Below are 26,137 nucleotides of genomic sequence, written 5' to 3'. Positions count from 1 at the left end.
ACCCTTCATAATTTCACTGGCATAGTCAAATACTTCTATTTCTCTTTTCATAATTTCCTCCTCGTAAAAATATTATATTTTAATAATAGATTAGTATACACCCATTAACAAGTACGCACTTTTTAGTAAGTTACTACAAAATTCATTGATGCTATAACTAAAATGATAGATTCTTTTATTAAATTATTTAAATCTATACATAACTTATCCTATCCTAAAAATTATATTTTATCTTTACTATTTCAAAACTTTTTTAATAACATATGATGTTTTATTGATGGAAAATATGAAATAAAAATATAGCTACAAATATATTTCTGTCAATAAAAGTTTTACTAATGATAATTTATATTCTAAATGAGATATCCTTAATATTTTAACTGAAGAAAACCTAATTCAATATTTATCTAGTATGTTCTTAATAGATTTTTAAATAATATAATTATAGTAATTAAATTTCATCTTATTTTTATAATTAAAAATCACTCTTATTAGCAATAAGAGTGATTCTGATAAAAATAATTCAGTTATTTATACATAGAAATCACATTCTCGTCCAAAAGATTGTAATTCCTTTTTTATATCTATATAATTATTTTAATTTATTTTCTAAGTTTTTTCTTCTATTATCTAATGGATTTAAATTAATATGATGAACTCTTTCTTCTTCACTTGGATGCATTATTACATCTTCCATATATACCTTACCACCTGGAATATGTGCAATTACTCTAGGTTGTTTATACCCTTTTGAATATACCCATGTATACCTTTTATTTATCACTCTATCTAGATCTTTAACCGATACTAACGCCTTTGCTTGTGGCTTACCATATCTATCTTTTAGTATTACAGCTATTGTTTCGTCATCTATATTCTCATATTCATTTTTTTCCTTTTGGTTAACAAGCTCTAAGTTAGATTTTCTGTTATCTAAAGTATCTCCATTTATATGTCTAATTGGAGCGTTTGATTGAGTATCCAATACTACTGATTGGATATTTCTTTTAGTACTTTTCACTTTTTTATTATCCTTAGTTATAGTTATATTTTGAACTAAGTAACTATTGAAGTCTTTATGCCATTCTGCAAACCAAACTCCCATTGCTTGTACCTTTTCTAAATCTTCTGTATCTATTTTAGCTATAAGCTCAGAACCATTCTTTTTAAGTATTGTTATATTAGTAACTGAACCTTGAGTCTCATAATTATTCTTTGTTGTTTTGTAATTGTTTATGATAAACACCTCGATCTTTAAATTAGTATTATTTAAGTTTAACAGAGTTTGTTAATAAAAGCTAATAAGTTTTATTATTGTAATTTTTTCTCTTTATTGTTATACATATAATTCAACAAAATAAGCTTTAATCTATCCTCTTATTATCTAACTCAATTTTTTGTATGTTAACTTTTCTACTGATGCTTTTTTAGATGTTCTTTTTAATATTGAATTTATACTACGTATATAGTAATCATCATATATTGGCAGGCTTATACCTAATAGTATTAAGTGTGTGGTTTAATTTAATGCACTTTCTATTATATTTTCAAATTCTTCAACTATCATTATTTCAGTTATCATTTAACTTTATGAGGAGATATATCTCACATTTTTTTCAACCACAATTCTTTTTATAAAAAAAATATCAACTAAATATTTGATATTTTTTGTGGATTTCAATGTTGGAGACGAGGAGAGTCTATAAGTAAGTTTTTTCTATTTTTTATGTTTTTGTACAAACTAGTATTTACAATATCTTTAGTTGTTTCATTTTATATTTTTAAGTTTTAATTTTTATAATATTTTATTTGTATTACAATTGTGTTACTCTGTATTGAATCTATTTTAAGAAATATAATATAAATACATTGAAATAGATTTGAATCCTTTCTGTACGCCTCCTATGACTTCACTTAGATATATAAACTAATAATTAAATTAACTAATTTTTAATTAATCCCTATTTCTTTAAATTTAATTTCTCGGCTTATAATATAGCTCTAGTTTCACCATCTATTATAACTACTTATAACATCTTCACCTTTTATAAAAATTAATATAAGTATATTATAAAGTGTTCACTAAAATATCACAAAATAATCCCTCGTCATATTATAAGAATTTATGTTATTTGAATTATATTTAACTTGATATTTATTAATAAGTTATTACTTTATAGAATATATATTGTATAAAGGGGGATGATTTATTTGGATTCATTGAATATATTTTTTGATTATATAGTAAGTAAAAATTTTAAAAATGAAATTAATGCAATAAGAGAATATCCAGGATACTATCATCATGTAGACAACTATAAAAAGATGTGGAAGAAAACTTCTAAAAAATTAATTCCAGAAGCGAAATATTTACTTAGAACTAAATCTAATAATTCATGTGGTTTTTCAATACCATATGATTTAGCCGGAGGAGTAGAGTATAGGTTAAACTTCGATGTTGACAAATTAAAAAAAATAACTGAAGATATAGATTTATTAAGCGAGGATTCTATGGCATTAGATAAGTATTTTAAAAAACACGGATGTAATAAGTTTATGAATAAAAATCTTTCTAAATATACAAATGATATTGATAAGAATGGAGTTAAGTTAAATTTAAAAAGCGGATTCTTCAAATATATACTTGATTATAATATTGATGAAATTGATAAAAATTATGCAAAAACACGTTCAGATGTGGAGGACCCTATTATCTGTCTTGATATGCTTGGCCTTTTAAGTTCAAATTTACAAATAGTTGTAGCCGATGGCAATCACCAGGCATATGAAAAAATATATATATCTAAAAATGAATATATTGATATATATTTATTAAGTAAAAACTTATGGATAAATGCTTTATTAACAGAATTAGATACAGCCTTTATTAAGATATTTAATAATATTAATTATATGCATTTATATATGACTAATCATCTTTCTTTAGAGGAAAGTAATAAATATATGTTTAAATTATAATAAAAAAGCACATAACCTTAACTTTATACAATTCTACAATTCGTAAGAGTGGTTTTTATATACATATAAAATATATAATCAGTACTATTTGTGGTACTAAATTTAAAACCTAAAGCCTTTACAGTTGCTAATGTCAGCTAAATGGACTATTTGGATTAATTTCTAAAACTTATATATGTAATATATATATAATATTTAAACCGAAAATAGTTACACGTAATAATACTTTTAAAATATAGTCCATTTAGCCCTAATAGTTTATTATATATAAACATACTTTGAATATATTTAGTCCCACTATAATTTATACATAACTAAAGAAGATACTACAAAAATGTAATCTCTTTAACTCCATCAACCACACTATATAATTTTTCTGCAAAAACATCCTCTGTTACGTACTATTGATATTCGAACACATACCATAGTTATACTAGTCATACTTCAGTTACTTAAGTTAGCTGAATACTTATTCATTTTTAAAAGTATATTTCATACAATTAGAAAATGTTAAAATATCAATACTTTTCTATTTGACACCTTTTTTACATTTTTTTATACAACATTTTACAGCAAAAAAGGTGCAACTTTCTGATGGAGTACTACGAATACCATACTGTATAAACATATCTATTCTAACACTTATAAGCCAATAAAATTTGTATTAGTCGTTTTGTAATATTATTTTATTTTATAAAAAAAGGGTGCACCCAAAATATAAATATGTGCACCCTTTTATGGAACCTTCCTAATAATAAAGGTTTCATTGTTTGTCGTTTTGAAAATAATTATTTATTTTGAACCTGAGCAATCTGTATTAAAGATATTAGTTTTTTTATATAACTTAAATATCACTTGGAAAATTATTTATAACTATTTTAATTCATCCATGCGTATCATACATACTAAAATTAGATGACTAGTTATTTGGATCTTCTAAATTAAATTTGAAACTAAGATAGTAACTTTCCATATCTTTATCTATAATACCTTGGAAAACTTGTCCATATATTGAATAAATCTTATTTACGTCGTTACCATAAATATTTTCGTATTTTAATTCTAGTTTTCCTAACGGCATATTCACATAAGTTTTATCGTTTTTATTTCCTTTGTTTGTTAATGCTATGCATTCGATTAAGTTTTTTATTAAACTTTCCCATCCTACAAATAAATATGTCTCTTGGACATCTTGATTATCACAAGATTTAATTATTTGTATTTCATCATCTCTTTTTTCCGGCCTTGAATTGCAAATCAGATTAAAACATTTCTTAAATCTGTTATCTATATGTTTCTGCTGCAAGAAGTTCTCTATTTGATGAGTTTCAGGTGGATTCCATCCTAACGATAAATTAAAAGCATGCTCTTTACCTAAATTTATTAATTTAAAATAGATTTGTTCATATATAAAGAAATTTTCATCTTTTCCTTGGTTACTAAGATAACATGTCTCATTTATTACATCTCTATAAACTAATATAGTATTTTTTAGTGGTACTATAAATGGTTTATTTTTCTCATTTTCTTTTTCTTTTTCTTTTTCATTTTCTTTAATTGTATATCTAACTCCAGTTAAAGTCAAAAAACCTCCAAAAACTCCACCTAAAAAACTTCCCCAAAAAGCTAGCCAATCAGAATCTGATGTTGAGTTAGTTTTTATAGGTAAGTACATAACTTTATTTATAACATATGGAATAATTAATGTTATAGTGATAAAAGCTACTCCTACTATAATCCCAAATTGATACTTTTTTATATACTTTTTCATATTTATCCTCCTGTTTATTTTTCCAACTAATTGTATATTAAATTTCAATATTAAACAATAAAAAAACTGCAGTATATCATTATCATTTTAAAATATTTGATTTTAACAGAATTGGGATAAGCAATAGACAAAATAAACTCACTCTTGCTGTAACAATAATATCTTTCATTGGAGTTTTAGCCTATACCATGAATGTATTTCTATAATAATTTAAAGCCACTTAAAAAGCTATCAGAAGCTTGAGAAGTGGCTTATTTTCATTACTATAGCTGCAATATACATTTATATATACTGTTATTTAATAAATCTGGATTTGTTTTAAATGCTATATTACCTATTTCCTCAATCTTTTTTAACATATTGAGATTATCTAATTTTAAGTGTTCAGTTTGTGGGAATCCGTAAGGATCTTTTCTATCTTTAAAACCATCTTCATTTTCGATTAAAGTAGTTTTTATATTCACAGATTCTTCATATAAATTAGCTACAATAGAAATTATATAAAAGATTCAGCACTAGGTAGGATTAAATTAAAAGATTTAAAATCCATTCATCTACAACAAAATTATAACAAGCTTCTTTATATAGATAAAAAAGCCGTATCAACTATTAAAGGTTTAAATACTAGATTAAAGCCTTGTCTTGCTGAAGCTGAAAAGCAAGGATATATTCAAAAAAATTACTGTAAAATGGTTACTTTACCTAAGGATAATGTAACTAAAGAAATAAAAGTATTAACTAATGACCAGCAACAAGAATTTATTCAATATATAAAGGGTCATGAATTAGAAGTATTATTCTTAGTTGCACTAAGCACAGGATTAAGACTTGGTGAAATTTTAGGTTTAAAGTGGTGTGATATAGATTTTAACTCTGGAACATTAACAGTTAATAGAACTTTACAAAGGGTTACGGAAATAGATAGAAATGGAAATAGAGAAAGTAAAATTATTGAGCAACTACCTAAAACTAAAAACTCAATAAGGACTGTGCCAATACCACAAAATATACTTTCAAGACTAAAGGATCATAGAGTTGAGCAAAATAAAAATAGATTAAAACTCGGTGAAGCTTATTTAAATAATGATTATGTATTTTGTAATAACTTAGGTTATCCTATTGATGATAAAAGACCGGCTAGAAACTTAAAAAGTATTTTAACTAAATTAAACATTGAGCCTATAAAGTTTCATGGATTAAGACATACTTATGCTACTAGATTATTCGAAGCTAATGTACCACCAAAGACAGTTCAAGTTTTAATGGGCCATTATGATATCAGTATAACTATGGATATTTATACACACGTTATGGAAGATACTAAGTTAGAAGCTGTTGAAAAATTAAATAGTATATTTATTTTATAGTGTAGTGTTTATTTAGAATAACACTACACTATTTTTCTTTCTCCTAAATTTAATTTATTTAATCAATTTTAATTATATAATCTTTAATAATTGAAGATATTTCATTTATATTATTAATATCTAATTTATTATCTTTTTTTGTATGTATATTATTAATATATAGTTGTTCATGTTTATTTCTATGAAATGTAGCAAATCGAATTCTATTTTTAAATCTTCTTTCATCCGAATTGGCTTTACTTAAATCCATCTCTTTTACTAAAATATTTTTTCCCTTTATTCCTTTTTTATTTCCACCTATTTTTTTAGCTTCACATATACTATCCTTGTCCCCTGTAATTACTATATTATCTCCTACTCCTACACAGTCAAAATTAATAAATAACTTATTATCAACATCTTTATTCTGAATTTTAAATACTTTAGAACCAATTAATCCCCATTCTTCATTATCAAATAATATGAAGGCTACTTTTGAACTATTTAATTCTTTGAGTTCTGCTGCTATTTTAAATATCGTCAAAACTCCGGAAGTATTGTCATTTAAATTTTCTTTATTTGGGACGCTTAAAATAAATAATGTTATTACAATTAAATATATTGTAGTTGGACAATTAAGTAAAATTAATAGAATTCCTATAAATATCAAATATGCTAATATTGCAATACCACCTTTAATTATATCTCTCTTAAGCATTTTTTTTCCATAAATTATTTTATATCTATGAAGTGATCGAAATGGAGTGTCATAATGAGCACACATAATAACTTTTGCTTTTTCTATATCTCCTATTATTAAATTTTGATTTAAAAATACATATTCACTAAGTTCAACCTTTTCTTGTACATATGTTTTATAACCCATTTGTCTAAATATATTTTGTGCATATTTTATAAAATCTAGTTTTTGATTTCTTCTAAATCTAATTCCATACTTAGATTTTAAATTAGACATAATATCTTGTATTAAATCTAATTCAGTATTATAATTCATGATTTACTCCTTTATTCATAACTGCATAATTACTTTAATTTATATTTCTTATTAAATAAAAAACAAGGAGTAGCTTAATTTAAGCTACTCCAAATTTTTATAACGCTTTTAATTCAGAAAATTCATCTCTAAGATTATTAAGCATTTTTTTTCTATCAAACATAAACTCTAAATTATTATTTTCATAATAATAAATTGTATTAATAAAGTTCTTAGAATCAAATTGATAGTAAAACTTAATTCTAGACTTATCTATATCGCATAAAACTTCTGCTATAATTCCCTTTTCATTTTTAGCATAATTAATATTTATAAAACTATCTAAGTTTAAATTTTCAATTAAATTTGCAGGTGTAAGTAAAGGTAAATAAGTTAAATCATATATTTCATTAAATAAATTCATTAGTTCACCTCCAAAATCAGTTTATTTATTTAGTTAATTATAATATTGTTTTATTGTTCCTTCAACAAGTTTTGTTAATTCTCCAATATATTCAAACGCTAAATCAAAATCTCTATCAACCCATTCTTTTCTAGGCCTTCCTATCTTATTTTTTAGTCTAATATTAAAATATACTGCAATCATAGCTGCATTTTTTTTCTGTTGGTTAGGAATATACCAGTAAGAACCTTTAAATAGATCACAACTCTTCAAGTCATTTCCATCTTTGTCTATATCAAATTTACTTATAAGATTGGGTACTATTTCTTCTCGTATAGTCTCATCTAGACCCTTCTTTTTTCTCTTATACATTAAATCTGGTCTGCCAAGATTTGATGCCGAGCTACGTACTTGATCCATCATCACCTTAGCTTGTTCTTCGGAAATACCTAATTGCTCTTTTAAAACTTTTATTTTCTCATTATAAGCTTCTTCTTCTTGCTTACTTTTTTGAATTAAATGAGTATCAAGATAGTTATCTATATTTAATGAGTTAGACATAGATTCACTAACTTTTCCTAAAGAAGCAACCCCTTTAGAATTACGACATTCATTTGGTAATTCTGTATCAAATTCATTATCAAATTCATTATCTAAAGACTCTTCTATATCTTTAAGACTCTTTATAATATCACTTTCATTTATTTCTTTTTTGTATTTTTCCCATAATCCATCTAAGAACAAATGATGATGAGAAATTATTTGAGCTATATTATCATTTGTATTTCCTTCAGGTATATACCTTAAAACTCTTCCGATAAACTGAACATATGGAAGTTCTGCTCTAAATGGCCTAAATATAGCAGCTATAGATAAATATTTATGGTCATAACCCTCTCCAAGCATAGCTACATTTATAACAGCTTGTACTCTGTGGTTTTCTATATCTTTAAACAACGAAGCTTTTTCCTCTTCTGGAAGATTACTATGTATAACTGCAGTTTTAATTCCTCTTTGTTCGTATAATTTAGCTATTTTTTTTGCATGGCTTATACTACATGCAATAGCAATTATTTTATGTGGTACCTTACTATTTTTTAACTTTTTGTATAATGATTCAATACTAGCATCTACAATTTTTAAGGAACATTCTGTAGAGTATGCAACTGTTCGAGTAACCCAATCCTGATCCCTCAACCCTAAATTAAATATTTCATCTATAGTATATTCTTTAGATTCATCTCCGTCGATTGTAAGTTTTAACTCATCTGGAACATGTTTGATATTTTGTAAGCTTTTTACATATCCATGATACATAGCCCTGCTTAAAGGATATTTATAAATAAGCTTAGCTGTTATCTCTTGACCATCTGTCCTAAATGGAGTTCCCGTTAGCTTTAAAACTTTTGCATTCTTAAAAAAATCTATGCATTTAGTCCAAGTGTCTGCAGTTGAATGATGTGCTTCATCTATAATTATAAAATCAAAAAAATCTGAATCAACTCTATGAAGTAAGGATGAGTCTAATCTTTCTTGCAACTTATGTATATTTAATATAACTATATTCGATGCATTTAGTACCTCATTTGTAGTATTTGCACCTTCATATTCTATTACATTAGGAAGTCCCATACCCATTTGAAATATAGATCTACTATACCAAAAATTCATAGGATTTTCGGGGTTTAAATTTTCTAAAACACTATTTTTTATAGTATTCCCAGGTGTTATTATAAGAGTTCTTTTTTTACATAATCCAAATGGCGCTAATGCCATAATACCTGTTTTGCCTACTCCGGTAGGAAGCACAACTAATGCATTTCTATTATCATTTTTTGCATTAGAATAATAATTTTGTATCGCCTCATACGCTTCATATTGAGGTTGTCTTATCTTTTCATTAGTATTTATATTTGGCATAGATGCCATAAAAAAGTTTTCATTAAAATTAAATGACATACTCATTCCCCCTTTTTATTATTTTTTTATAATATATGCTAAATATAATAAATCATTTTATATTGACTTATATATATCCATTACATAAAAAACTATTTTGTATTCCCTTTATTTTTTTATAGTTGTGTTACTATTGTGTTATTTATGCATAAAAAAAGGAATCGCTATTTATTCTAATTAAGCAATTCCAATCTTTGTAACGATAATTTTTTTAAAATGGTGGAGACGAGGGGAGTCGAACCCCTGTCCGCAAGTCCTTTCCTCGTTGCATCTACGTGTGTAGCCAACTGATTTAGATTCTCGTCGCCCACATCGCCCAGCGGCAAGCTATGTGATTGACCAGTCCCAATTAGTCCACTTTAGGTCGAGACACCCAAAAAGTAGTTCCCTGCATAGTTGACGTCCAGGCCTAGCCGGCAGGAGGGCTGAGGCGGGACGAGCAGAACTAAGCTGCTAAAGCGTAATTATCGTTTGCGTTTGTTTTAAGTCCCCAGTTTTTACGTGACCCAGAGTAACACGACACGCAGCCCCAAGTTCCAAACCCACGTCGAAACCTTTACGCCCCCGTGGTATTTTTAAGTCCTTGGACTGTAGTTATATCGCAAACTTGTTTTTCACCATCTGTATTAAGTTGTTTATCTTGATATATATATTAATACTTTTCGTATTAAAAAGCAATGTTATTTAGTGGATTATACTATAGTATTTGTAACTACTATTAATATTTTCCTCTTAATTCTCTCTCTATATTTCTTTGTGCATCTTTTTTAGCTAAGTCTTGACGTTTATCATGTAACTTTTTACCTTTAGCTAATGCTAATTGTACTTTAACTTTACCATTTTTAAGATACACACTTAAAGGAATTAATGAATAACCTTTTATAGTTGTAAGTCCTATAAGTTTTCTGATTTCATGTTTGTGAAGTAATAATTTTCTAGTTCTTAAAGGGTCTTGGTTAAATCTATTACCTTGCTCGTATGGGCTTATATGAACTTGTTTTAAAAATACTTCTGTATTATCTACTGATGCATATCCATCAGTTAAGTTTAATTTACCTTGTCTTATTGATTTTACTTCTGTACCTTTTAATTCGATTCCACATTCATAAGTTTCTTCTATAAAATACTCATGTCTTGCTTTTCTATTTGTAGCTAATGTTTTTGTTCCTGCCATACTCTCACCTTCTTAACTTTAAAATTTCTTCACTAACATTTATAAGTAAAAATATACCATATCTATACTTACTAGTCAAGTTATAAGACCGTATCTTAAAATGTATAAAAATGCGAAATTATACACCTCAACCCATACGGTTAGGTTACTTAGCTAAAAAACTAAGATTTATATTTAACATTAATTATCTTTTCTCTTCTTTTACAAGTCTTAGGCAAAAACAATTAATAATAAATACTCTTTTCTATAAAATACCCCATAAAGTACTATAATACAAATCGCTTGGTCTATACTATATCTTTACAGAATAACAATTATACTATTTTAACTTATCTAAAAAACCTTGACCTTTTCTAGCTATTACATAGCTTGCACTCTGATGACTACTTAACTTCTTTTCATACGCATACTTCTCTATGCCTATTTTACTTGTATTATAGGGGTTTACCATCTTCAAACCTACCTTATTTCTAAAACAACTATTCTCAAAGGTTTCTTTATACCTACTATAATCTAATTGATTTACCATCTTATTATACGTTTTTCCTTGCTTTCCTTTACCTTTTAGGATCTTGGCCTTTGTTTTCTTAAAGTTTAAATCCTCTATTACTATATCTTTTCCTACTCCCAAAGCATAGTTACATACTTGCGATACTACTTGTCTTATCTCATTTATTGCCTTAATATTACAACCTTTATGGTACATCTTTATATGCTTTAAATTTACTATATTTCCTTCTTTATTTATTTCACATAATTCTATAAAACCTTTATTATAATCTAAACCTAATACTCCATTAGTACTTCTTGTTAAGCAAGTATTCACTTCATTTCTTATAGTTATTACTACTTGTAAATACCATTTCGTTCCTACTCTTTTTACTCTATATGTTAATGGATAAATACCTTCTATTAACATATTTTTTAAATACTCTCTTTGATATTTAAAGTTACATATACCTTCTATATACTTACTATCTTCGGTATACTTATTTTCTTTTCTTAACTTTATATAAAAGTCATCTGTAGTTTCATTATAAGTTATTTGGAATAATTGATTACCCTTTGTTTCATCTTTACTACCCATATAATAAATATTCTTATCTCTATTCTTTACAAAAGTGTTATACCAACCTTTATGACTTCTAAATCCGTTATCGTTTAATCTATATTGGCTATCATACAATTTCTTCGTTCCAAAGCATATCTTTAATATATTATTTTCTAACTCATAACTTAATTGCTTTAACTTCATTTTCTTCTTATTTAGCTTTTGATTTATATAATATAAATACCTTTTATTCTCCCTATACTTCTTTAATTGCTTTTCAGTAGCTTTATTTACCCTTACTTTAGGCTTTATATTATTTATAGCATAACTTAGCTTATTTCGTTTATTTTCTAAACTACCTATCTTATACTCTAATTGTCTTTTCTCATACTCTTTTAAGGCTTTTAAAGACTTTACCCTACCCTCTACTTCATACATTATTGAGTTAGCAGTCCTCTTTAAAATAGTATATTTAGTACATAAATGAGTTACAAAGTAAGACTTCTTAGGATACTCTTCTTTATATGTTGGAGATGTTAGTTGTCGCCATACGTATCTTAGTATTAAGTTATAATCACGTATATAATTTTCAAAGTAAGATACTAATTCTTCGTTATTTTTTAACTCTAAACGAGTTTCTATTGTATAATTCTTACTTACTACGGACATACTAACACCTCCTTCAATTAAATTTAACTATTCTACACCATGAAAGCTTTATCTATGTCTTTTTCTTTCATAGTCACCATCAAATCCATTAAATTTTTCATTCTATTACCCTAATTAACCACTTAACAATTTGTTTTGTAGGGTCTTATTATTTATTTGTTATTATTCTTCATCTTCTACTTGAGTTTCTTGATTATTATCTTCTATTTTATAAAGTATTCTAAAGTCGATTTCTCTTAAATCAACATTTACATTTTCAACTCTAATTTTTACAGGATCACCTATTCTATAAGTCTTCTTAGTTCTTTCTCCTATTATAGTATATGTCATATCGTCATAAATATAATAGTCATCTCCCATATTTGCAAGTCTGCATAATCCTTCTACTGTTGTATCTAATTCTATAAACATACCAAATGATGTTACACTTGATATGATACCATCGAATTCTTCTCCAACTTTGTCTAACATATATACAGCTTTGTAGTAGTCTTTTACATCTCTTTCAGCAAGTTCTGCTGCTCTTTCTCTTTCTGATGATTGAACTGATGCATATTCTACTATATTAGTAAGTTGTTCTTGTCTCTTATTATTTATTTTATTATTTAAATGTTCTTTCATTATTCTGTGTATTTGTAAGTCAGGATATCTTCTTATTGGTGAAGTAAAGTGACTGTAATACTGTGCAGCTAGACCAAAGTGACCACTACATTCTGGTGAATACTTAGCTTGCTTTAATGAACGTAACATTATTGTACTTATCGCTTCTTCTTCTCTTTTTCCTTTTATCTGTTCTATTATAGATTGTAATGCTTTTGGATGAACCTCTTCTAAATCACCTTTTATAGTATATCCAAATGTAGATATAAATTTATTTAAATCTTGCATTTTTTCTGGTGATGGAGTCTCATGTATTCTATAAACAAATGGCATGTTTAACCAGAAGTAATGTTCTGCTACTGTTTCATTTGTTATAAGCATGAATTCTTCTATTATTTTATTAGATATTCTTCTTTCATAATGTTTTATATCTTTAACTGTTCCTTCAGGATTTAATATTATTTTAGCTTCTGGGAAGTCAAAGTCTATTGCTCCTCTCTTAGATCTTCTATCCATAAGTATTCTTGCTAATACTTCTGAATTTTTGAAGTCTTCTACTACATGAGCAAATTTAGCTTTTAATTCTTCATCATCTTTTTCTAATATATCTGAAACTTCTGTGTAAGTCATTCTAGCTTTTGAATTTATTACAGATTCTTGTATATCATATTTTTTAACTGTACCTTTTCTGTCTATTTCCATAAATACTGATAATGTAAGTTTATCTTCATTAGGATTTAAACTACACATTCCATTTGATAGTGTCTTAGGTAACATTGGTATTACTGTATCTACTAAATAAACTGAAGTTGCTCTTTTTAAAGCTTCTTTATCTAGCTTACTTTTTTCTCTTACGTAATGAGTAACGTCAGCTATATGAACTCCTAGCTTAAAGTTTCCATTAGGTAGGACTTCTATAGATATAGCATCATCTAAGTCTTTTGCATCTTCACCATCTATTGTGAATATGTTTAAGTTTCTTAAGTCTACTCTTCTGTCTAATTCATCTTCTGGTATAGCTATTGCTACATTTTCCGCTTCATCTAATACTTTTTTAGGGAATTCTTCTGGTAGTCCGTGTGCTTTTATTATAGAAAGTATTTCTACTTCTTTTGTACCTTTTTGCCCTAATATTTCTACTACTTTACCTTCTGGCTTTCTACCCGCTTGCGGCCATACAGTTATTTGACATACTACTTTATCATTATCTCTTGCACCAGAGAAATATTTTTTAGGTATATATATATCTTGGTTAAATTTCTTTTCATCAGGTATAACAAATCCGAAGTTCTTGTTTGGTTGGAATACTCCTACTACTTTAGTTACTTCTCTTTGTAATATTTTTATTATTCTACCTTCTGCTCTTTTTTCATCTGTAGCAGGTGTTACTATTTCAGCTACAACTCTATCATTGTGCATTGCACTATTTATTTCGCTTGATGGTATAAATAAGTCTTGTGTATATTCTTCATCAGACTCAACAAATCCAAATCCTTTTCTATGAGCTACGAATTTTCCTACAAAGTATCCCATTTGTTTAGCTGATGCTATTTTACCTTTTTTAGTTTTACATATATATCCGTCTTCTTCTAATTCATCTAAAAAGTTATAAAACATCGGCATTTCTGTTGAATGTATATCAAATATAATTGCCAATTCTTCTTTTTTTAGAGGATTGTATGCTTCTTCATTTATTAGTCCTAATAAACGTTCTTTAAGTCCTGGTAACATTTAAGTACCTCCTGTTTTTGTATTTTATATCTATATCAATTACATAATATAAAAAACTATCTATACTGTATCTTATGTTTCTTTAAATATATAATTGATACTAATTTTTATTTCTTATTTTTTCTATTAAATTTATCCGTTTCTTTTCGTTTAGTTACATATATAAACTAAACTTTTATTATACTATTTCCTTATTATACACCATTGCCATACATTGGTAAATTAAACTTATATATATTTAGTTTTTCCTTTATTTAAAAAAAATAGACATATTTTAATACATGTCTATTTTTGGTATTTAATAAAAATAAATTTAATCATAAAGCCCATTTAATACTCTACTTATAGTTGCTTTGCTCCATCTTGTTTTTCTTGATATTTCACTATAACTAAGTCCACAAAATCTTAAATCTTTTATACTTTGTATATCTATATCTGAAATTTGTTTTTCTTTTGGTCTTAATGTGTTTTTACTATCTCTTATTCTTAGTATTTCTTGTTTTAAATTATCAATTTCATCTTGTTTCTTTTTTAATTTAGATTCATATGCATCTCTCATCTCATTAAACTCTAATATATAACTTTTCTTCCACTCATCTTCAGTTTTCATTTTAAACATTGCCATAATTAATTCCTCCTTGTTTCAGTAGTGTTGTACCAATCATAACAATTGATTTCTTTAAAACTTTTTAAAATCCTTGTTGTTTATTACAACTTTATTACGTTAAATTTGTGTATTTTTCAACATTTATAACTAATAACTCTTATTTTAATATTATATATTTTTAGATTTTTAGATTGTTATGAAACTTCATATCACAATATGTTTATAAATTATTTCTAAATCAATTATTTTAATTTCCAAAAATTAGTTGAATGGGTTTATTTTGAGGAATATAATAAAAACAGTAATGATTACTATTATTAAAATTAATGGAGGGGTTTATTATGAATTTAAAAGGAACTAAAACTGAACAAAATTTAATGTCTGCTTTTGCTGGAGAGTCTCAAGCAAGAAACAAATATACTTACTATGCTTCTCAAGCTAAAAAAGAAGGATACAACAAAATAGCTGCTGTATTCGAAGAAACAGCTCATAACGAAATGGCTCATGCTAAAATGTGGTTTAAATTATTACATGACGGTGTACCAACTACTGAAGAAAATTTAAAGGACGCTGCAAGTGGTGAAAACTACGAGTGGGTTGACATGTATGAGCAATTCGCTAAAGATGCTGAAGAAGAAGGATTCAAGCAAATAGCATTTTTAATGAGAGCTGTTGGTAAAATAGAAAAACAACATGAAGAAAGATACTTAGAATTACTTAAAAATCTTCAAGAAGAAAAAGTATTCGTTAAAGAAGAAAATGTTGAATGGAGATGCATGAACTGTGGTCATATACATGTAGGTCCTAAGGCTTTAGAAGTCTGTCCTGTATGTGCTCATCCTAAGGCTTACTTTGAAATAAAAGCTGACAAATTTTAATAATATATGAATTTTATGATATTGATTCAAGCTCTATAAAGTGCTTTATAAATGATCTATCAAGTGAACATGATATAGATATTAGCTCTTATAATATAGTCTTTAAAGGCGTATGTAAATCTTGCAAAAAGCTGACTTAAATTTTTAAGTCAGCTTTTTTATTTATTAAGCTTTACTTTTTTTGATTTCTAAATGTTCAAACCAAGCACTTACTATATTTTTAACTAGTACTCCTATTAAAAATATTATCCATGATACATCCCAGTTATCATAAGTAAAACTAACTATGAAGTATACTATCAAAGTTAATGAGCCTACTATTGATCTTATTCTATATTCCATAGGTGTTTTTTTACTTCCTCTATCTTTCCACTGAATAAATTCTTCATACAATTCATCATTAATTCTAGATGTTGGTTTATCATGATTATTATATCTAAATATACCTGTAGCTATTGCAACTATAACTAATAGTATAACTATACCTAATATTTGGAGTTTTTCAGGTGATTCTGCAAAGAGTAATAATGGTATTGGGCACATTATATATAGCATAGTGGCTATTGTTGTTCTTATGCTTGATTTTTTTCTATAATTTTCTTCTTCTTTTGTATAATCCCTAACATCTTGTATTAATTCATTTATATCGCCAATGTTATCAACTGCTCTTGAATAAGCTTCTGATTCATCTAATCCCAGATCTAGTAAATCATTATACTTATCATTTATATTTGATAGCATTTCTTCTTTTAGTTCATATGATTTTCTAGTTTTAGGTGCATTTTTAAATAAATCATCTACATACATTTTAATTTTATTATTCATATTATTCACCCCTATAGTTTTATATTCAGCTATCTATTAATCCTTTCATTCTTTTTCAGTCTTCCCTATGTTTTATATATATTTTTTTAATTAATATTGGTGCACAAAAAAAGAGTATTCCTAGATGAATTAAATCACCTTGAAATACTCTTTTTTCTCTTAAAAACTAAATTTAATTTTTAAATATTAATCAGTTATATTAAATAATGGCCAATTATTTAAATTACTTAATTAAAAGCATTGCTAATGCATTTAAGAAAAATAATACTGCTGATATTTTTGTAACTCTTCCAAGAAAAGCTTCTTTTCCTTTTGGCTTGAAGTAACTTTGATTCCCTTCTCCACCAAATTGTGAAGGAACTGCACTCTTAGTGTCTTGTGGCATTATGCTCCCTACTAAAACAACAGCTAATACTACTTGTACACCCATTAATATTGTAGTTATATCCATAGTTACTCCTCCTCTCTTTTGTTTTTTCAAAAATTTTGCTTACTCTTTAATATATCACATAAACCCAGTGTATTCAAGCTATGTACCTAATTTTGCTTATATGCATAATTATTGCCATTTTATATTTTTTCTATTAATATTAGGCTTTTATTATCTACTATTTTTTCCATAATAAATCCTGTATAACAAAAAACACCTATCACACAACACTTTAGAATTATTTATGTGACAGGTGTTTTACTAAATGTAAAAATTAGATTTTATTAAACTTATATACTATGAACTTTTATTAAGTTAGTTGTTCCACTTACTCCAACTGGTACTCCTGCTGTTATTACAACTAAATCTCCTTCTTTTAAGTAGTTCATATCTTTTACTGAGTTGATTGAGTTGTCGATTATTTCGTCAGTGCTTCCTGCATGACTTGTCTTAACTGGGTATACCCCCCAAGTTAATGCCAACCTTCTCATTACTCCTTCATCTTCTGTTGTTGCTATTATTGGACACTTAGGTCTAAATTTAGATACCATTCTAGCTGTATGCCCACTTGATGTAAATGTTACTATCGCTGAAGCACTTAAATCTACTGCCGTTGTGCATGTTGCATGACTTATTGCATTTGTTACTGTTACATCAGTTACTTTTCTTTCTTTTAACATTTCATCATAGTCTAATGTTTGTTCAGCTCTTTTAGCTATTGTTGCCATAGTTTTTACAGCTTCTATTGGATATTTACCTGCTGCTGTTTCTCCTGATAACATTATTGCATCTGTTCCATCATATATAGCATTTGCAACGTCTGTTACTTCTGCTCTTGTCGGTCTAGGGTTTCTCATCATAGAGTCTAACATTTGTGTAGCTGTTATAACTGGCTTACCTGCTTCATTACATTTTTTTATCATCATTTTTTGAGCTATTGGTATTTCTTCTGTTGGAATTTCAACTCCTAAATCTCCTCTAGCTACCATTATTCCATCAGATACGTTTAGTATTTCATCTATATTTTCTACACCCTCATGGTTTTCTATTTTAGATATTATTTGTATATGTGTAGCATTATTTTTTTCTAATACTTCTCTTATAGCTAATACATCTGATGCTTTTCTTACAAATGATGCAGCTATATAATCTATGCCTTGAGCTATACCAAATTCTATATCACTTATATCTTTGTCTGTTAGTGCTGGTAAGTTTATTTTTACTCCTGGTACGTTAACTCCTTTATGATTTTTAACTATTCCTGAGTTTTCTACTTTACAGTATATATCTTTTCCGTATACTTCTTTAACTCTTAGTCCTACTAATCCATCATCTATTAGTATAACGTCTCCTTCTTTAACGTCATTTGCTAATTCTTTGTAGCTAACTGTACATATTTCTTTAGTTCCTACAACTTCTTCCATCGTTATAGTAAAGTCTTGTCCTTCTTCTAATAATACTTCTGGGTCTGCAAAGTTTCCTGTTCTTATCTCTGGTCCTTTAGTATCTAATAAAATTGCTATTGGCTTGTCCAATTCAGTTCTAACTTTTTTTACTAAATCCATTCTTGATTTATGCTCTTCATGAGAACCATGAGAGAAGTTAAATCTACATACATTTAATCCGTTTAATACAAGTTCTCTTAGTATTTCTTCTTTATCTGTTGCTGGTCCTAATGTACATACTATTTTAGTTCTTTTTATATCTTTTAACATTGCTTGCCTCCTAAGTATTGCTATTTCTCGATGTCTCTATTAATAATTTTTACTATTTACTACATTATTATGCCCCACATTATTGTAGATACTATCGTCATTGATAAACCTATTAATGATTCATATGGTATTAGTTTTAATCTATCTCCTATGCTCATATTTGTTGCTCCTGCTGTTGCATGGAAAAATGATCCATGTGGTAAATGATCAAGCACTGTTGCTCCTGCATGTACCATTGCTCCACCTGCTAATGGTGATACTCCAGATGCTATTATAGCTGGTGCAAATGTAGCTGATGCTATCGTTGCTCCTGCTGTTGTAGATGCTGTTGCTGCTGACATTAATACTCCTGATATTGGCGCTAATAAAAATGCTGGCATGTTCATTGCATCTAGTAATCCTATTGTTGTTTGTTGTAATGTTGATGCTTTTATTATTCCTGCTACTGTACCAGTTCCTATTAAAAGTATTGCAACTGGCATCATCTTTGAAAGTCCAAATGTTATATATTCATTAAGGTTTTTAGCTTTGCCCATTACTAAACATCCAACTATACCTCCAACTGGAAGTGCTATTAATGGATCTATTGCTATACCTGCTATTGGTCTTAGTGCAAGTAATACTATTGCTACTACTGGACCTATTATTGCTGCAAAGAATGATGGTAACTGTTCATTTTCTTTGTCTTGTTTTACTTCTTCTATTTTAGTACCTTTAATTTTTTTAGCTAACATTGATGCTAATATTACTGTAACTGTAAGTCCTACTAATGCTGGTATTATGTTAGCTGCCATTAAAGATGATAATTCTACTCCAAAGTTTTCTGCTGCTGATATTGTGTTAGGGTTTGGTGATATTATATTTCCTGCTTTTCCTCCACCTATCATTGCTAGTAATATTACCATTGGTGCATATCCTAATTTTTTAGCTATTGCTAGTGCTATTGGTGCTACTGTTATTACTGCTACGTCGACGAATACTCCAACTGATGTTAGTATCATAGTTGATAGTGCTAATGCAAATAATGCTCTTTTTTCTCCTAAAGTCTTAATAATTTGATCTGCTATTTTAGCCGCAGCTCCTGTTTGTATAAGCACTCCAGCTAAAACCCCTGAAGTTACTATACGAAGTATTGCTGGCATTATATCTTTTGCCCCGCCCATCATTACGTCTACTGTACCAGTAAGTCCTGCTCCACCTACTAATCCTCCAACTACAGCTCCTATGATTAAACTGTATGCTGGATGTATTTTTTTGATGATTAAAATGATAGCTACCGCAAGTCCTAATAGGGCTCCTAATGTTGTTATTTGTACATCCATTTATTCCACCGCCTATTCTCCATTGTCTATTTTTTTTTAAGTACATATATTTCATTAATATTTTCTTTTGTTTATTATCAAAATTTATTTCATAGCTTTTATTAAGTTAAATATTTGAGTTGTTGTTTCTATCATATTTTCAGTTGCATTTTCTTTTTGCATAGCTTCTTCTAAAGACATTGATCTGTTTACTATTGAGAAATATGCATCGATTCCTTCTTCATTACATTTAACTGCATCTGAAGTTGTACATCCTGCTATAGCTATTACCTTAGCTCCATGCTTTTTAGCAAGTTTAGCTACTCCTATAGGTGCTTTCCCCATAGCTGTTTGGTTATCTAGTCTTCCTTCTCCTGTTATAACTATATCTGCATCTTTTATTTCATCTTCTAGCTTTATTTCATCTAGTATTATTTTTATTCCTGATTCTAATTTAGAATTTAAGAATCCTAAAAATGCAAATCCTAGTCCTCCTGCTGCTCCAACTCCAGGTACTTGAGCTATGTCTTTTCCTAAATCTTTTTTAACTACATCAGAGAAGTTTATTAATCCTTTATCTAGTTCTTCAACTATTTCTTTAGTCGCTCCTTTTTGTGGTCCATATATATGTGCCGCTCCATTTAATCCAAATAATGGGTTGTTAACATCACATGCTATTTTAAAGTTACATTCATCTAACTCTTTTAATCTGTTATCTATTTTTATACTTTTTATTTGATTAAGTACTTTTCCACCTAATCCAACTAAGTTATTATTTTCATCATAAAACCCAAATCCTAATGCTTGAAGCATTCCTACTCCACCGTCATTAGTAGCACTTCCACCTATACCTACTATAAAGTTTCTACATCCTTTTTCTATAGCTTCTTTGATTATTTCTCCAACTCCATAAGTTGTTGTATTTAAAGGATTTCTAAGTTCTGTTGGAACAAGTGGTAATCCTGATGCTTGAGCCATTTCTATTATTGCTGTATTTGTTTCTTTTAATATTCCATAAGTTGCATTTACTTTTTCATTTATAGGACCTGTAACTGATATCACTTGTTCCTGACCATTCATACCTTCTACAAGTGCTTCTACTGTACCCTCTCCACCATCTGCTAATGGCATTATTTTTATATCTGCTCTATTATAAACATTTAATATTCCTGTTTTAATTGCATTTGCTGCTTCTATTGAAGATAAACTTCCTTTTAACGAATCTATCGAAATTACTATTTTCATATCTTTCGCCTCCCTTTGTTAACATTGTACCAAATACATTTTTCGACATATATGTTATCTATACCAAATTAATACGTTTTCAAAATTTATTTTTTATTATGTATAACATTGATTAATACTATACTTTTTTAAATTAAACTATAGTTTATTTTATGCAAAAAAATAAACTTATTCTTAATTATTTTTTACAAAACAATTTAAAAATAAGTTTATTAATTAGCTGTTTAAATTATAAAGATAGTTTTATACATACTGCAATATAAAGTATTACCGATTCATTAAAACATCTTGGATTTAATCCGCATTTTTGTTGTATCTTTTCTAGCTTATATTGCAATGTGTTTTTATGAATATATAAGTCTTCTGATGTTTGTTTTAAAGACATGTTATTTTTATAATAAATTTCTAATAAATCTATTTCATTATCATCTAAATTTTGAAGTGTTTTTTCTACATATTGATTTTTTATTTCATTATCTACACTTTCTAATATTAATTCTAATTGTAGTGAATCTATATATGTTAAAATCTTATTGTTTTTGCTAGAATGCTTTAGAGCTATTCTTGCTTCTTGATAGGACTTATGGCTTTCATATAAATTCTTTAGCCTACCTACTCCGCCACTTAGCTGACCCTTATATTTTTTTAATATATCCATATATACAAATTTAAGCTTTTCATATCTTTCTTCATTAACTAATGCTATAAATTCGTTTGGATAAATATAAATTTTAAATATATTTCCTATAGTATCAAAAACTCTTTTTATATCACTTTCTATAATTTCTAAATCTGACGTACTATGAGTTTTATTAATTTTCATTATTACAATTGCAAATTTTTGATTTATAGGTATTTTAAATTCTTGTAATATGTTTTCTATTTCTTCTTTATCTTCTACATTATCATATATAAGAGACTTTACAACGTAGTTTATTCTTTGCTTATCAGCCTCATGTTTGTAATTTAATTGTTGTTCTTTTATAAAAATTTCAGTGATCTTAGTAACTAAAAAACCAAACTTACTTATCTCACTTGGTTCTCCTGTTATTCCTATTGCACCTACTGCACTTTCATTTATTCTTATCGGATAATTTATTCCTTTTTTGCTTCCCTTATACTCGTCATTGTCTTCAACAGTTATATTTTTTAAATTCTTTATAGCTTTGTATCCTGCTTGATGAAAAGTATTTAATCTTTTTTTGTCTGTACTTCCTATTATTATTCCATTTATGTCTATAAAGTTTATATCTTTATCTACTACTTCTTTTACTGCATTTACTATCTCTTGAGCTAAATTCAAACTAATTTTATTAACTGCCATAAATTTATCCTCTTAATATTATTTTTTATAAACATAAAGGGTCTTAGATTTCTCCAAGACCCTTTCATTTATATTAACTTAAGTTAAAACTTAAATTATTTTTTTAAGTTGTAGAAAGAATTTAATCCACAGTATCTAGAAGATTCTCCAACTATTTCTTCTATTCTTAATAATTGGTTGTATTTAGCAACTCTATCAGTTCTTGATGGAGCACCAGTTTTTATTTGTCCAGCGTTTACAGCTACAGCTAAGTCAGCTATAGTAGTATCTTCTGTTTCTCCTGATCTATGAGATATAACTGCAGTGTATCCAGCTCTCTTAGCCATTTCTATAGCATCTAAAGTTTCAGTTATAGTTCCTATTTGGTTAACTTTAACTAATATAGAGTTTGCTACACCAGCATCTATTCCTCTTTCTAATCTTTCAGTGTTAGTTACGAATAAGTCATCTCCAACTAATTGTAATTTGTTTCCTAATCTTTCAGTTAATAACTTCCATCCATCCCAATCTTCTTCGTCTAATCCATCTTCTATTGTTATTATAGGGAAGTTGTTAGCCCAATCTTCATATAAATCAACCATTTCAGCAGCAGTTAATTCTTTTCCTTCTCCAGCTAAAACGTATTTTTTAGTTTCTTTGTTGTACATTTCTGTAGCAGCAACGTCAAGACCTAATCTTACGTCATCTCCTGGCTTGTATCCAGCTTTTTCTATAGCTTCAACTATTAATTCTAAAGCAGCTCTGTTTGATGATAAGTTTGGAGCGAATCCACCTTCGTCACCTACACCACAAGCTAATCCGTTAGCAGCTAATACGTTCTTTAAAGAGTGGAATACTTCTGCACCCATTCTTAAAGCTTCTTTGAATGATTTAGCTCCTACTGGTAATATCATGAATTCTTGAACGTCAACGTTGTTATCAGCATGCTCTCCACCGTTTATTATGTTCATCATTGGAACTGGTAATTGTTTAGCATTAACTCCACCTATGTATTGGAATAATGGTAAACCAACTTCTTCAGAAGCAGCTCTAGCTACAGCCATAGAAACCCCTAATATAGCGTTAGCTCCTAATTTACCTTTGTTTGGTGTTCCGTCTAATTCTATCATAACTGCATCTATTCCTGGTTGGTCAGTAGCGTCCATACCTTCTAATTCAGCAGCTATTATTTCATTTACGTTAGCAACAGCTTTTTCAACACCTTTTCCTAGGTATCTTGATTTATCACCATCTCTTAATTCAACAGCTTCGAAAGCTCCTGTAGAAGCTCCTGATGGAACTATAGCTCTTCCAGTTACTCCGCTTTCTAATACTACCTCAACCTCAACAGTTGGATTACCTCTTGAATCTAATACTTCTCTAGCATATACTAATTCGATTACTGACATATCTTTATCTCCTCTCGACTTTTAGTAGGTGATTTTATCAACCTAAATTTTTTTAATAATTTTAATACTGTTTAAAATTTCGTCTTATTATATAAAAAGCTTTGATGGGTAAATTATAATTTTATATAACTTTTTAAATTTTTTAGTATTTTATAATTTTAAGGAATTTTTTATAATTCCATGTGTTATGCGTTAAATTGAATTTTATAATTAATTTATTTTATTATTAAAGATTCTCCAGTCATTTCTTCTGGTTTCTCTAAATCCATCATATCTAATACTGTTGGTGCTATATCACTTAATCTTCCGCCTTCTTTTAGCTTCATAGATTTAGCTTCTTCACCTACCACTATAAATGGTACTGGGTTTATTGAGTGTGCTGTTATAGTTGTTTTAGTTTCTGGATCTTGCATAAGTTCTGCATTTCCATGGTCAGCTGTTATTAATGCACATCCGCCCTTAGAAACTATTTTATCAACTATTTTTCCTACACATGTATCAACAGTTTCAACAGCTTTTATTGCTGCTTCTACAACTCCTGTATGTCCTACCATATCAGGGTTAGCATAGTTTAAAACTATGAAATCATATTTATCTTCATCTATTTTAGCAAGTACTTTTTCAGTTAATTCATCAGCACTCATCTCTGGTTGTAAATCATAAGTTGCAACCTTTGGAGATGGAACTAATAATCTATCTTCACCTTCATTCGGTTCTTCTACTCCACCGTTGAAGAAGAATGTAACGTGAGCATATTTCTCAGTTTCTGCTGTTCTAAGTTGAGTCTTATTATTTTTTGCTAGGTATTCTCCTAGTGTGTTTTCAAGACTTTGAGGTTTGAACGCTACATTAACATTCTTTATTGTTATATCATATGTAGTTAAACATACGAAGAATGTTTTTATATTAGGTCTTTCAAATCCAGCAAAATCAGTGTCAACTATTGCTCTAGTTATTTCTCTAGCTCTATCTGGTCTAAAGTTACCAAATATGATAGAATCTCCTTCTTTTATTGTTCCTACTGGTTGATCATTTTCAACTATAACTGTTGGAACAACAAATTCGTCATTCTTATCATCTGCATAAGATTTTTCTATAGCTTCTTTTGCTGAAGTTGCTGTATTTCCTTCACCTTTAACCATTGCATTATATGCAAGTTCAACTCTTTCCCATCTCTTATCTCTATCCATAGCATAGTATCTACCTGAAACTGAAGCAAATTTACCTACTCCAAGTTCTTTCATGTAGTCTTCTACATCTGCTATAAATTCTAAAGCACTTCTTGGAGCAACGTCTCTTCCATCTGTGAAAGCATGAACGAATACATTTTTAACTCCATTTTCTTTAGCCATTTTTAAGATACCTTTTAAGTGGTCTATATGAGAGTGAACTCCTCCATCAGATAATAATCCCATTAAATGAAGAGAATGATCTTTAGCGTTATTCATAGCTTGTAATAATACTTCATTCTTGAAGAAATCACCATCATTTATTGATTTACTAACTCTAGTTAAATCTTGATATACTATTCTTCCTGCCCCGATGTTTGTGTGTCCTACTTCTGAGTTACCCATTTGTCCATCTGGAAGACCTACATCTAAACCACTAGCGTTTATTAAAGTATGAGGGTTGTTTTCAACTATTTTATCTAAATTAGGAGTTTTGGCATTTAAAACAGCATTTCCTTCAACTATTTTACTTTCTCCAAAACCATCCATGATTATTAATGCGATTGGTTTTTTCATAT

The 26,137-nt window shown here is 27.9% G+C and carries 20 protein-coding genes, 1 other RNA gene and 1 pseudogene; 3 read left to right on the top strand and 19 right to left on the bottom strand.

All coding sequences use genetic code 11. The features are described from left to right. Positions 1-592: 592 nt before the first annotated feature. The gene (locus BLP75_RS13805; protein WP_330385817.1) at positions 593-1,246 is read right to left on the bottom strand and encodes an HNH endonuclease; all 654 of its coding nucleotides are present in this window, start codon (positions 1,244-1,246) and stop codon (positions 593-595) included. A 965-nt stretch (positions 1,247-2,211) separates the two neighbouring features. Here BLP75_RS13805 and BLP75_RS13800 point away from each other — a divergent pair. Beyond that, entirely contained in the window at positions 2,212-2,979 is a 768-nt protein-coding gene (locus BLP75_RS13800; RefSeq protein WP_092727123.1) for a hypothetical protein, read from the top strand. 919 nt (positions 2,980-3,898) lie between these two features. On the opposite strand, the gene BLP75_RS13795 is transcribed toward BLP75_RS13800, so the two are convergent. Then, complete coding sequence (locus BLP75_RS13795; protein ID WP_092727122.1) at positions 3,899-4,750, bottom strand: hypothetical protein; 852 nt, start codon at positions 4,748-4,750, stop codon at positions 3,899-3,901. Positions 4,751-5,013: 263 nt separating this feature from the next. Beyond that, the gene (locus BLP75_RS13790; RefSeq protein ID WP_092727121.1) at positions 5,014-5,214 is read right to left on the bottom strand and encodes a hypothetical protein; all 201 of its coding nucleotides are present in this window, start codon (positions 5,212-5,214) and stop codon (positions 5,014-5,016) included. A 225-nt stretch (positions 5,215-5,439) separates the two neighbouring features. Here BLP75_RS13790 and BLP75_RS13785 point away from each other — a divergent pair, with 225 nt between their 5' ends. After that, a complete protein-coding gene (locus tag BLP75_RS13785; RefSeq protein ID WP_242872441.1) occupies positions 5,440-6,117 on the top strand; it encodes a site-specific integrase in 678 nt (225 codons plus the stop codon). 58 nt (positions 6,118-6,175) lie between these two features. Here BLP75_RS13785 and BLP75_RS13780 read toward each other — a convergent pair whose 3' ends face one another. From BLP75_RS13780 to BLP75_RS13745, 8 genes are all read right to left on the bottom strand, one after another. Continuing rightward, entirely contained in the window at positions 6,176-7,111 is a 936-nt protein-coding gene (locus BLP75_RS13780; protein ID WP_092727119.1) for a M28 family peptidase, read from the bottom strand. A gap of 97 nt (positions 7,112-7,208) precedes the next feature. Further along, entirely contained in the window at positions 7,209-7,514 is a 306-nt protein-coding gene (locus BLP75_RS13775) for a hypothetical protein (protein ID WP_092727118.1), read from the bottom strand. A 33-nt stretch (positions 7,515-7,547) separates the two neighbouring features. Further along, the gene (locus BLP75_RS13770) at positions 7,548-9,452 is read right to left on the bottom strand and encodes a DEAD/DEAH box helicase (protein ID WP_092727117.1); all 1,905 of its coding nucleotides are present in this window, start codon (positions 9,450-9,452) and stop codon (positions 7,548-7,550) included. A gap of 217 nt (positions 9,453-9,669) precedes the next feature. Further along, positions 9,670-10,018, bottom strand: a transfer-messenger RNA (tmRNA) gene (gene ssrA, locus BLP75_RS13765). 152 nt (positions 10,019-10,170) lie between these two features. Continuing rightward, positions 10,171-10,626, bottom strand: coding sequence for an SsrA-binding protein SmpB (gene smpB, locus BLP75_RS13760; protein ID WP_092727116.1), 456 nt, complete (start codon positions 10,624-10,626; stop codon positions 10,171-10,173). A gap of 319 nt (positions 10,627-10,945) precedes the next feature. After that, entirely contained in the window at positions 10,946-12,346 is a 1,401-nt protein-coding gene (locus BLP75_RS13755) for an IS200/IS605 family element transposase accessory protein TnpB (protein WP_092727115.1), read from the bottom strand. Positions 12,347-12,508: 162 nt separating this feature from the next. Then, on the bottom strand, positions 12,509-14,677 hold the full coding sequence (gene rnr, locus BLP75_RS13750; protein ID WP_092727114.1) for a ribonuclease R: 2,169 nt from the start codon (positions 14,675-14,677) through the stop codon (positions 12,509-12,511). A gap of 313 nt (positions 14,678-14,990) precedes the next feature. Next, positions 14,991-15,302, bottom strand: a complete 312-nt coding sequence (locus BLP75_RS13745; protein ID WP_092727113.1) for a helix-turn-helix domain-containing protein — start codon at positions 15,300-15,302, stop codon at positions 14,991-14,993. Between the two features lie 323 nt (positions 15,303-15,625). Between BLP75_RS13745 and rbr the strand changes: the two genes are divergently transcribed. Further along, positions 15,626-16,162: a rubrerythrin gene (gene rbr, locus BLP75_RS13740; protein ID WP_092727112.1), complete on the top strand. Its 537-nt coding sequence runs from the start codon at positions 15,626-15,628 to the stop codon at positions 16,160-16,162. 165 nt (positions 16,163-16,327) lie between these two features. On the opposite strand, the gene BLP75_RS13735 is transcribed toward rbr, so the two are convergent. The 8 genes and pseudogenes from BLP75_RS13735 to gpmI all read right to left on the bottom strand — a co-directional run bounded on the left by BLP75_RS13735 (position 16,328) and on the right by gpmI (position 26,135). After that, entirely contained in the window at positions 16,328-16,987 is a 660-nt protein-coding gene (locus BLP75_RS13735; protein ID WP_092727111.1) for a permease prefix domain 1-containing protein, read from the bottom strand. Between the two features lie 223 nt (positions 16,988-17,210). Next, entirely contained in the window at positions 17,211-17,438 is a 228-nt protein-coding gene (secG, locus tag BLP75_RS13730; RefSeq protein WP_242872440.1) for a preprotein translocase subunit SecG, read from the bottom strand. 272 nt (positions 17,439-17,710) lie between these two features. Beyond that, a pseudogene (pyk, locus tag BLP75_RS13725) lies at positions 17,711-19,132 on the bottom strand (pyruvate kinase); the annotation flags it as partial. Between the two features lie 59 nt (positions 19,133-19,191). Next, a complete protein-coding gene (locus BLP75_RS13720) occupies positions 19,192-20,454 on the bottom strand; it encodes a GntP family permease (RefSeq protein WP_092727109.1) in 1,263 nt (420 codons plus the stop codon). An 84-nt stretch (positions 20,455-20,538) separates the two neighbouring features. After that, the gene (locus tag BLP75_RS13715) at positions 20,539-21,678 is read right to left on the bottom strand and encodes a glycerate kinase (protein WP_092727108.1); all 1,140 of its coding nucleotides are present in this window, start codon (positions 21,676-21,678) and stop codon (positions 20,539-20,541) included. Positions 21,679-21,907: 229 nt separating this feature from the next. Then, positions 21,908-23,002: a CdaR family transcriptional regulator gene (locus BLP75_RS13710; protein WP_092727107.1), complete on the bottom strand. Its 1,095-nt coding sequence runs from the start codon at positions 23,000-23,002 to the stop codon at positions 21,908-21,910. Between the two features lie 95 nt (positions 23,003-23,097). Continuing rightward, entirely contained in the window at positions 23,098-24,390 is a 1,293-nt protein-coding gene (eno, locus tag BLP75_RS13705; protein ID WP_092727106.1) for a phosphopyruvate hydratase, read from the bottom strand. 215 nt (positions 24,391-24,605) lie between these two features. Next, entirely contained in the window at positions 24,606-26,135 is a 1,530-nt protein-coding gene (gene gpmI / locus BLP75_RS13700; protein WP_092727105.1) for a 2,3-bisphosphoglycerate-independent phosphoglycerate mutase, read from the bottom strand. Positions 26,136-26,137 lie beyond the last annotated feature (2 nt).

The sequence above is a fragment of the Romboutsia lituseburensis DSM 797 genome (assembly GCF_900103615.1).
Taxonomy (GTDB): Bacteria; Bacillota; Clostridia; order Peptostreptococcales; family Peptostreptococcaceae; genus Romboutsia_F; species Romboutsia_F lituseburensis.
Note: the sequence above shows the minus strand (reverse complement) of the source record. Positions and strands in the feature narration are given on the sequence as shown.

Excerpts from the sequence above, each read along its gene's own strand:
- rbr (WP_092727112.1), top strand. The coding sequence starts at position 15,626 with ATGAATTTAAAAGGAACTAAAACTGAACAAAATTTAATGTCTGCTTTT.
- BLP75_RS13745 (WP_092727113.1), bottom strand. The coding sequence starts at position 15,302 with ATGGCAATGTTTAAAATGAAAACTGAAGATGAGTGGAAGAAAAGTTAT.
- secG (WP_242872440.1), bottom strand. The coding sequence starts at position 17,438 with ATGGATATAACTACAATATTAATGGGTGTACAAGTAGTATTAGCTGTT.
- smpB (WP_092727116.1), bottom strand. The coding sequence starts at position 10,626 with ATGGCAGGAACAAAAACATTAGCTACAAATAGAAAAGCAAGACATGAG.
- BLP75_RS13795 (WP_092727122.1), bottom strand. The coding sequence starts at position 4,750 with ATGAAAAAGTATATAAAAAAGTATCAATTTGGGATTATAGTAGGAGTA.
- BLP75_RS13755 (WP_092727115.1), bottom strand. The coding sequence starts at position 12,346 with ATGTCCGTAGTAAGTAAGAATTATACAATAGAAACTCGTTTAGAGTTA.
- eno (WP_092727106.1), bottom strand. The coding sequence starts at position 24,390 with ATGTCAGTAATCGAATTAGTATATGCTAGAGAAGTATTAGATTCAAGA.
- rnr (WP_092727114.1), bottom strand. The coding sequence starts at position 14,677 with ATGTTACCAGGACTTAAAGAACGTTTATTAGGACTAATAAATGAAGAA.
- BLP75_RS13735 (WP_092727111.1), bottom strand. The coding sequence starts at position 16,987 with ATGAATAATAAAATTAAAATGTATGTAGATGATTTATTTAAAAATGCA.
- BLP75_RS13785 (WP_242872441.1), top strand. The coding sequence starts at position 5,440 with ATGGTTACTTTACCTAAGGATAATGTAACTAAAGAAATAAAAGTATTA.
- BLP75_RS13770 (WP_092727117.1), bottom strand. The coding sequence starts at position 9,452 with ATGTCATTTAATTTTAATGAAAACTTTTTTATGGCATCTATGCCAAAT.
- BLP75_RS13715 (WP_092727108.1), bottom strand. The coding sequence starts at position 21,678 with ATGAAAATAGTAATTTCGATAGATTCGTTAAAAGGAAGTTTATCTTCA.
- gpmI (WP_092727105.1), bottom strand. The coding sequence starts at position 26,135 with ATGAAAAAACCAATCGCATTAATAATCATGGATGGTTTTGGAGAAAGT.
- BLP75_RS13775 (WP_092727118.1), bottom strand. The coding sequence starts at position 7,514 with ATGAATTTATTTAATGAAATATATGATTTAACTTATTTACCTTTACTT.
- BLP75_RS13710 (WP_092727107.1), bottom strand. The coding sequence starts at position 23,002 with ATGGCAGTTAATAAAATTAGTTTGAATTTAGCTCAAGAGATAGTAAAT.
- BLP75_RS13720 (WP_092727109.1), bottom strand. The coding sequence starts at position 20,454 with ATGGATGTACAAATAACAACATTAGGAGCCCTATTAGGACTTGCGGTA.
- BLP75_RS13780 (WP_092727119.1), bottom strand. The coding sequence starts at position 7,111 with ATGAATTATAATACTGAATTAGATTTAATACAAGATATTATGTCTAAT.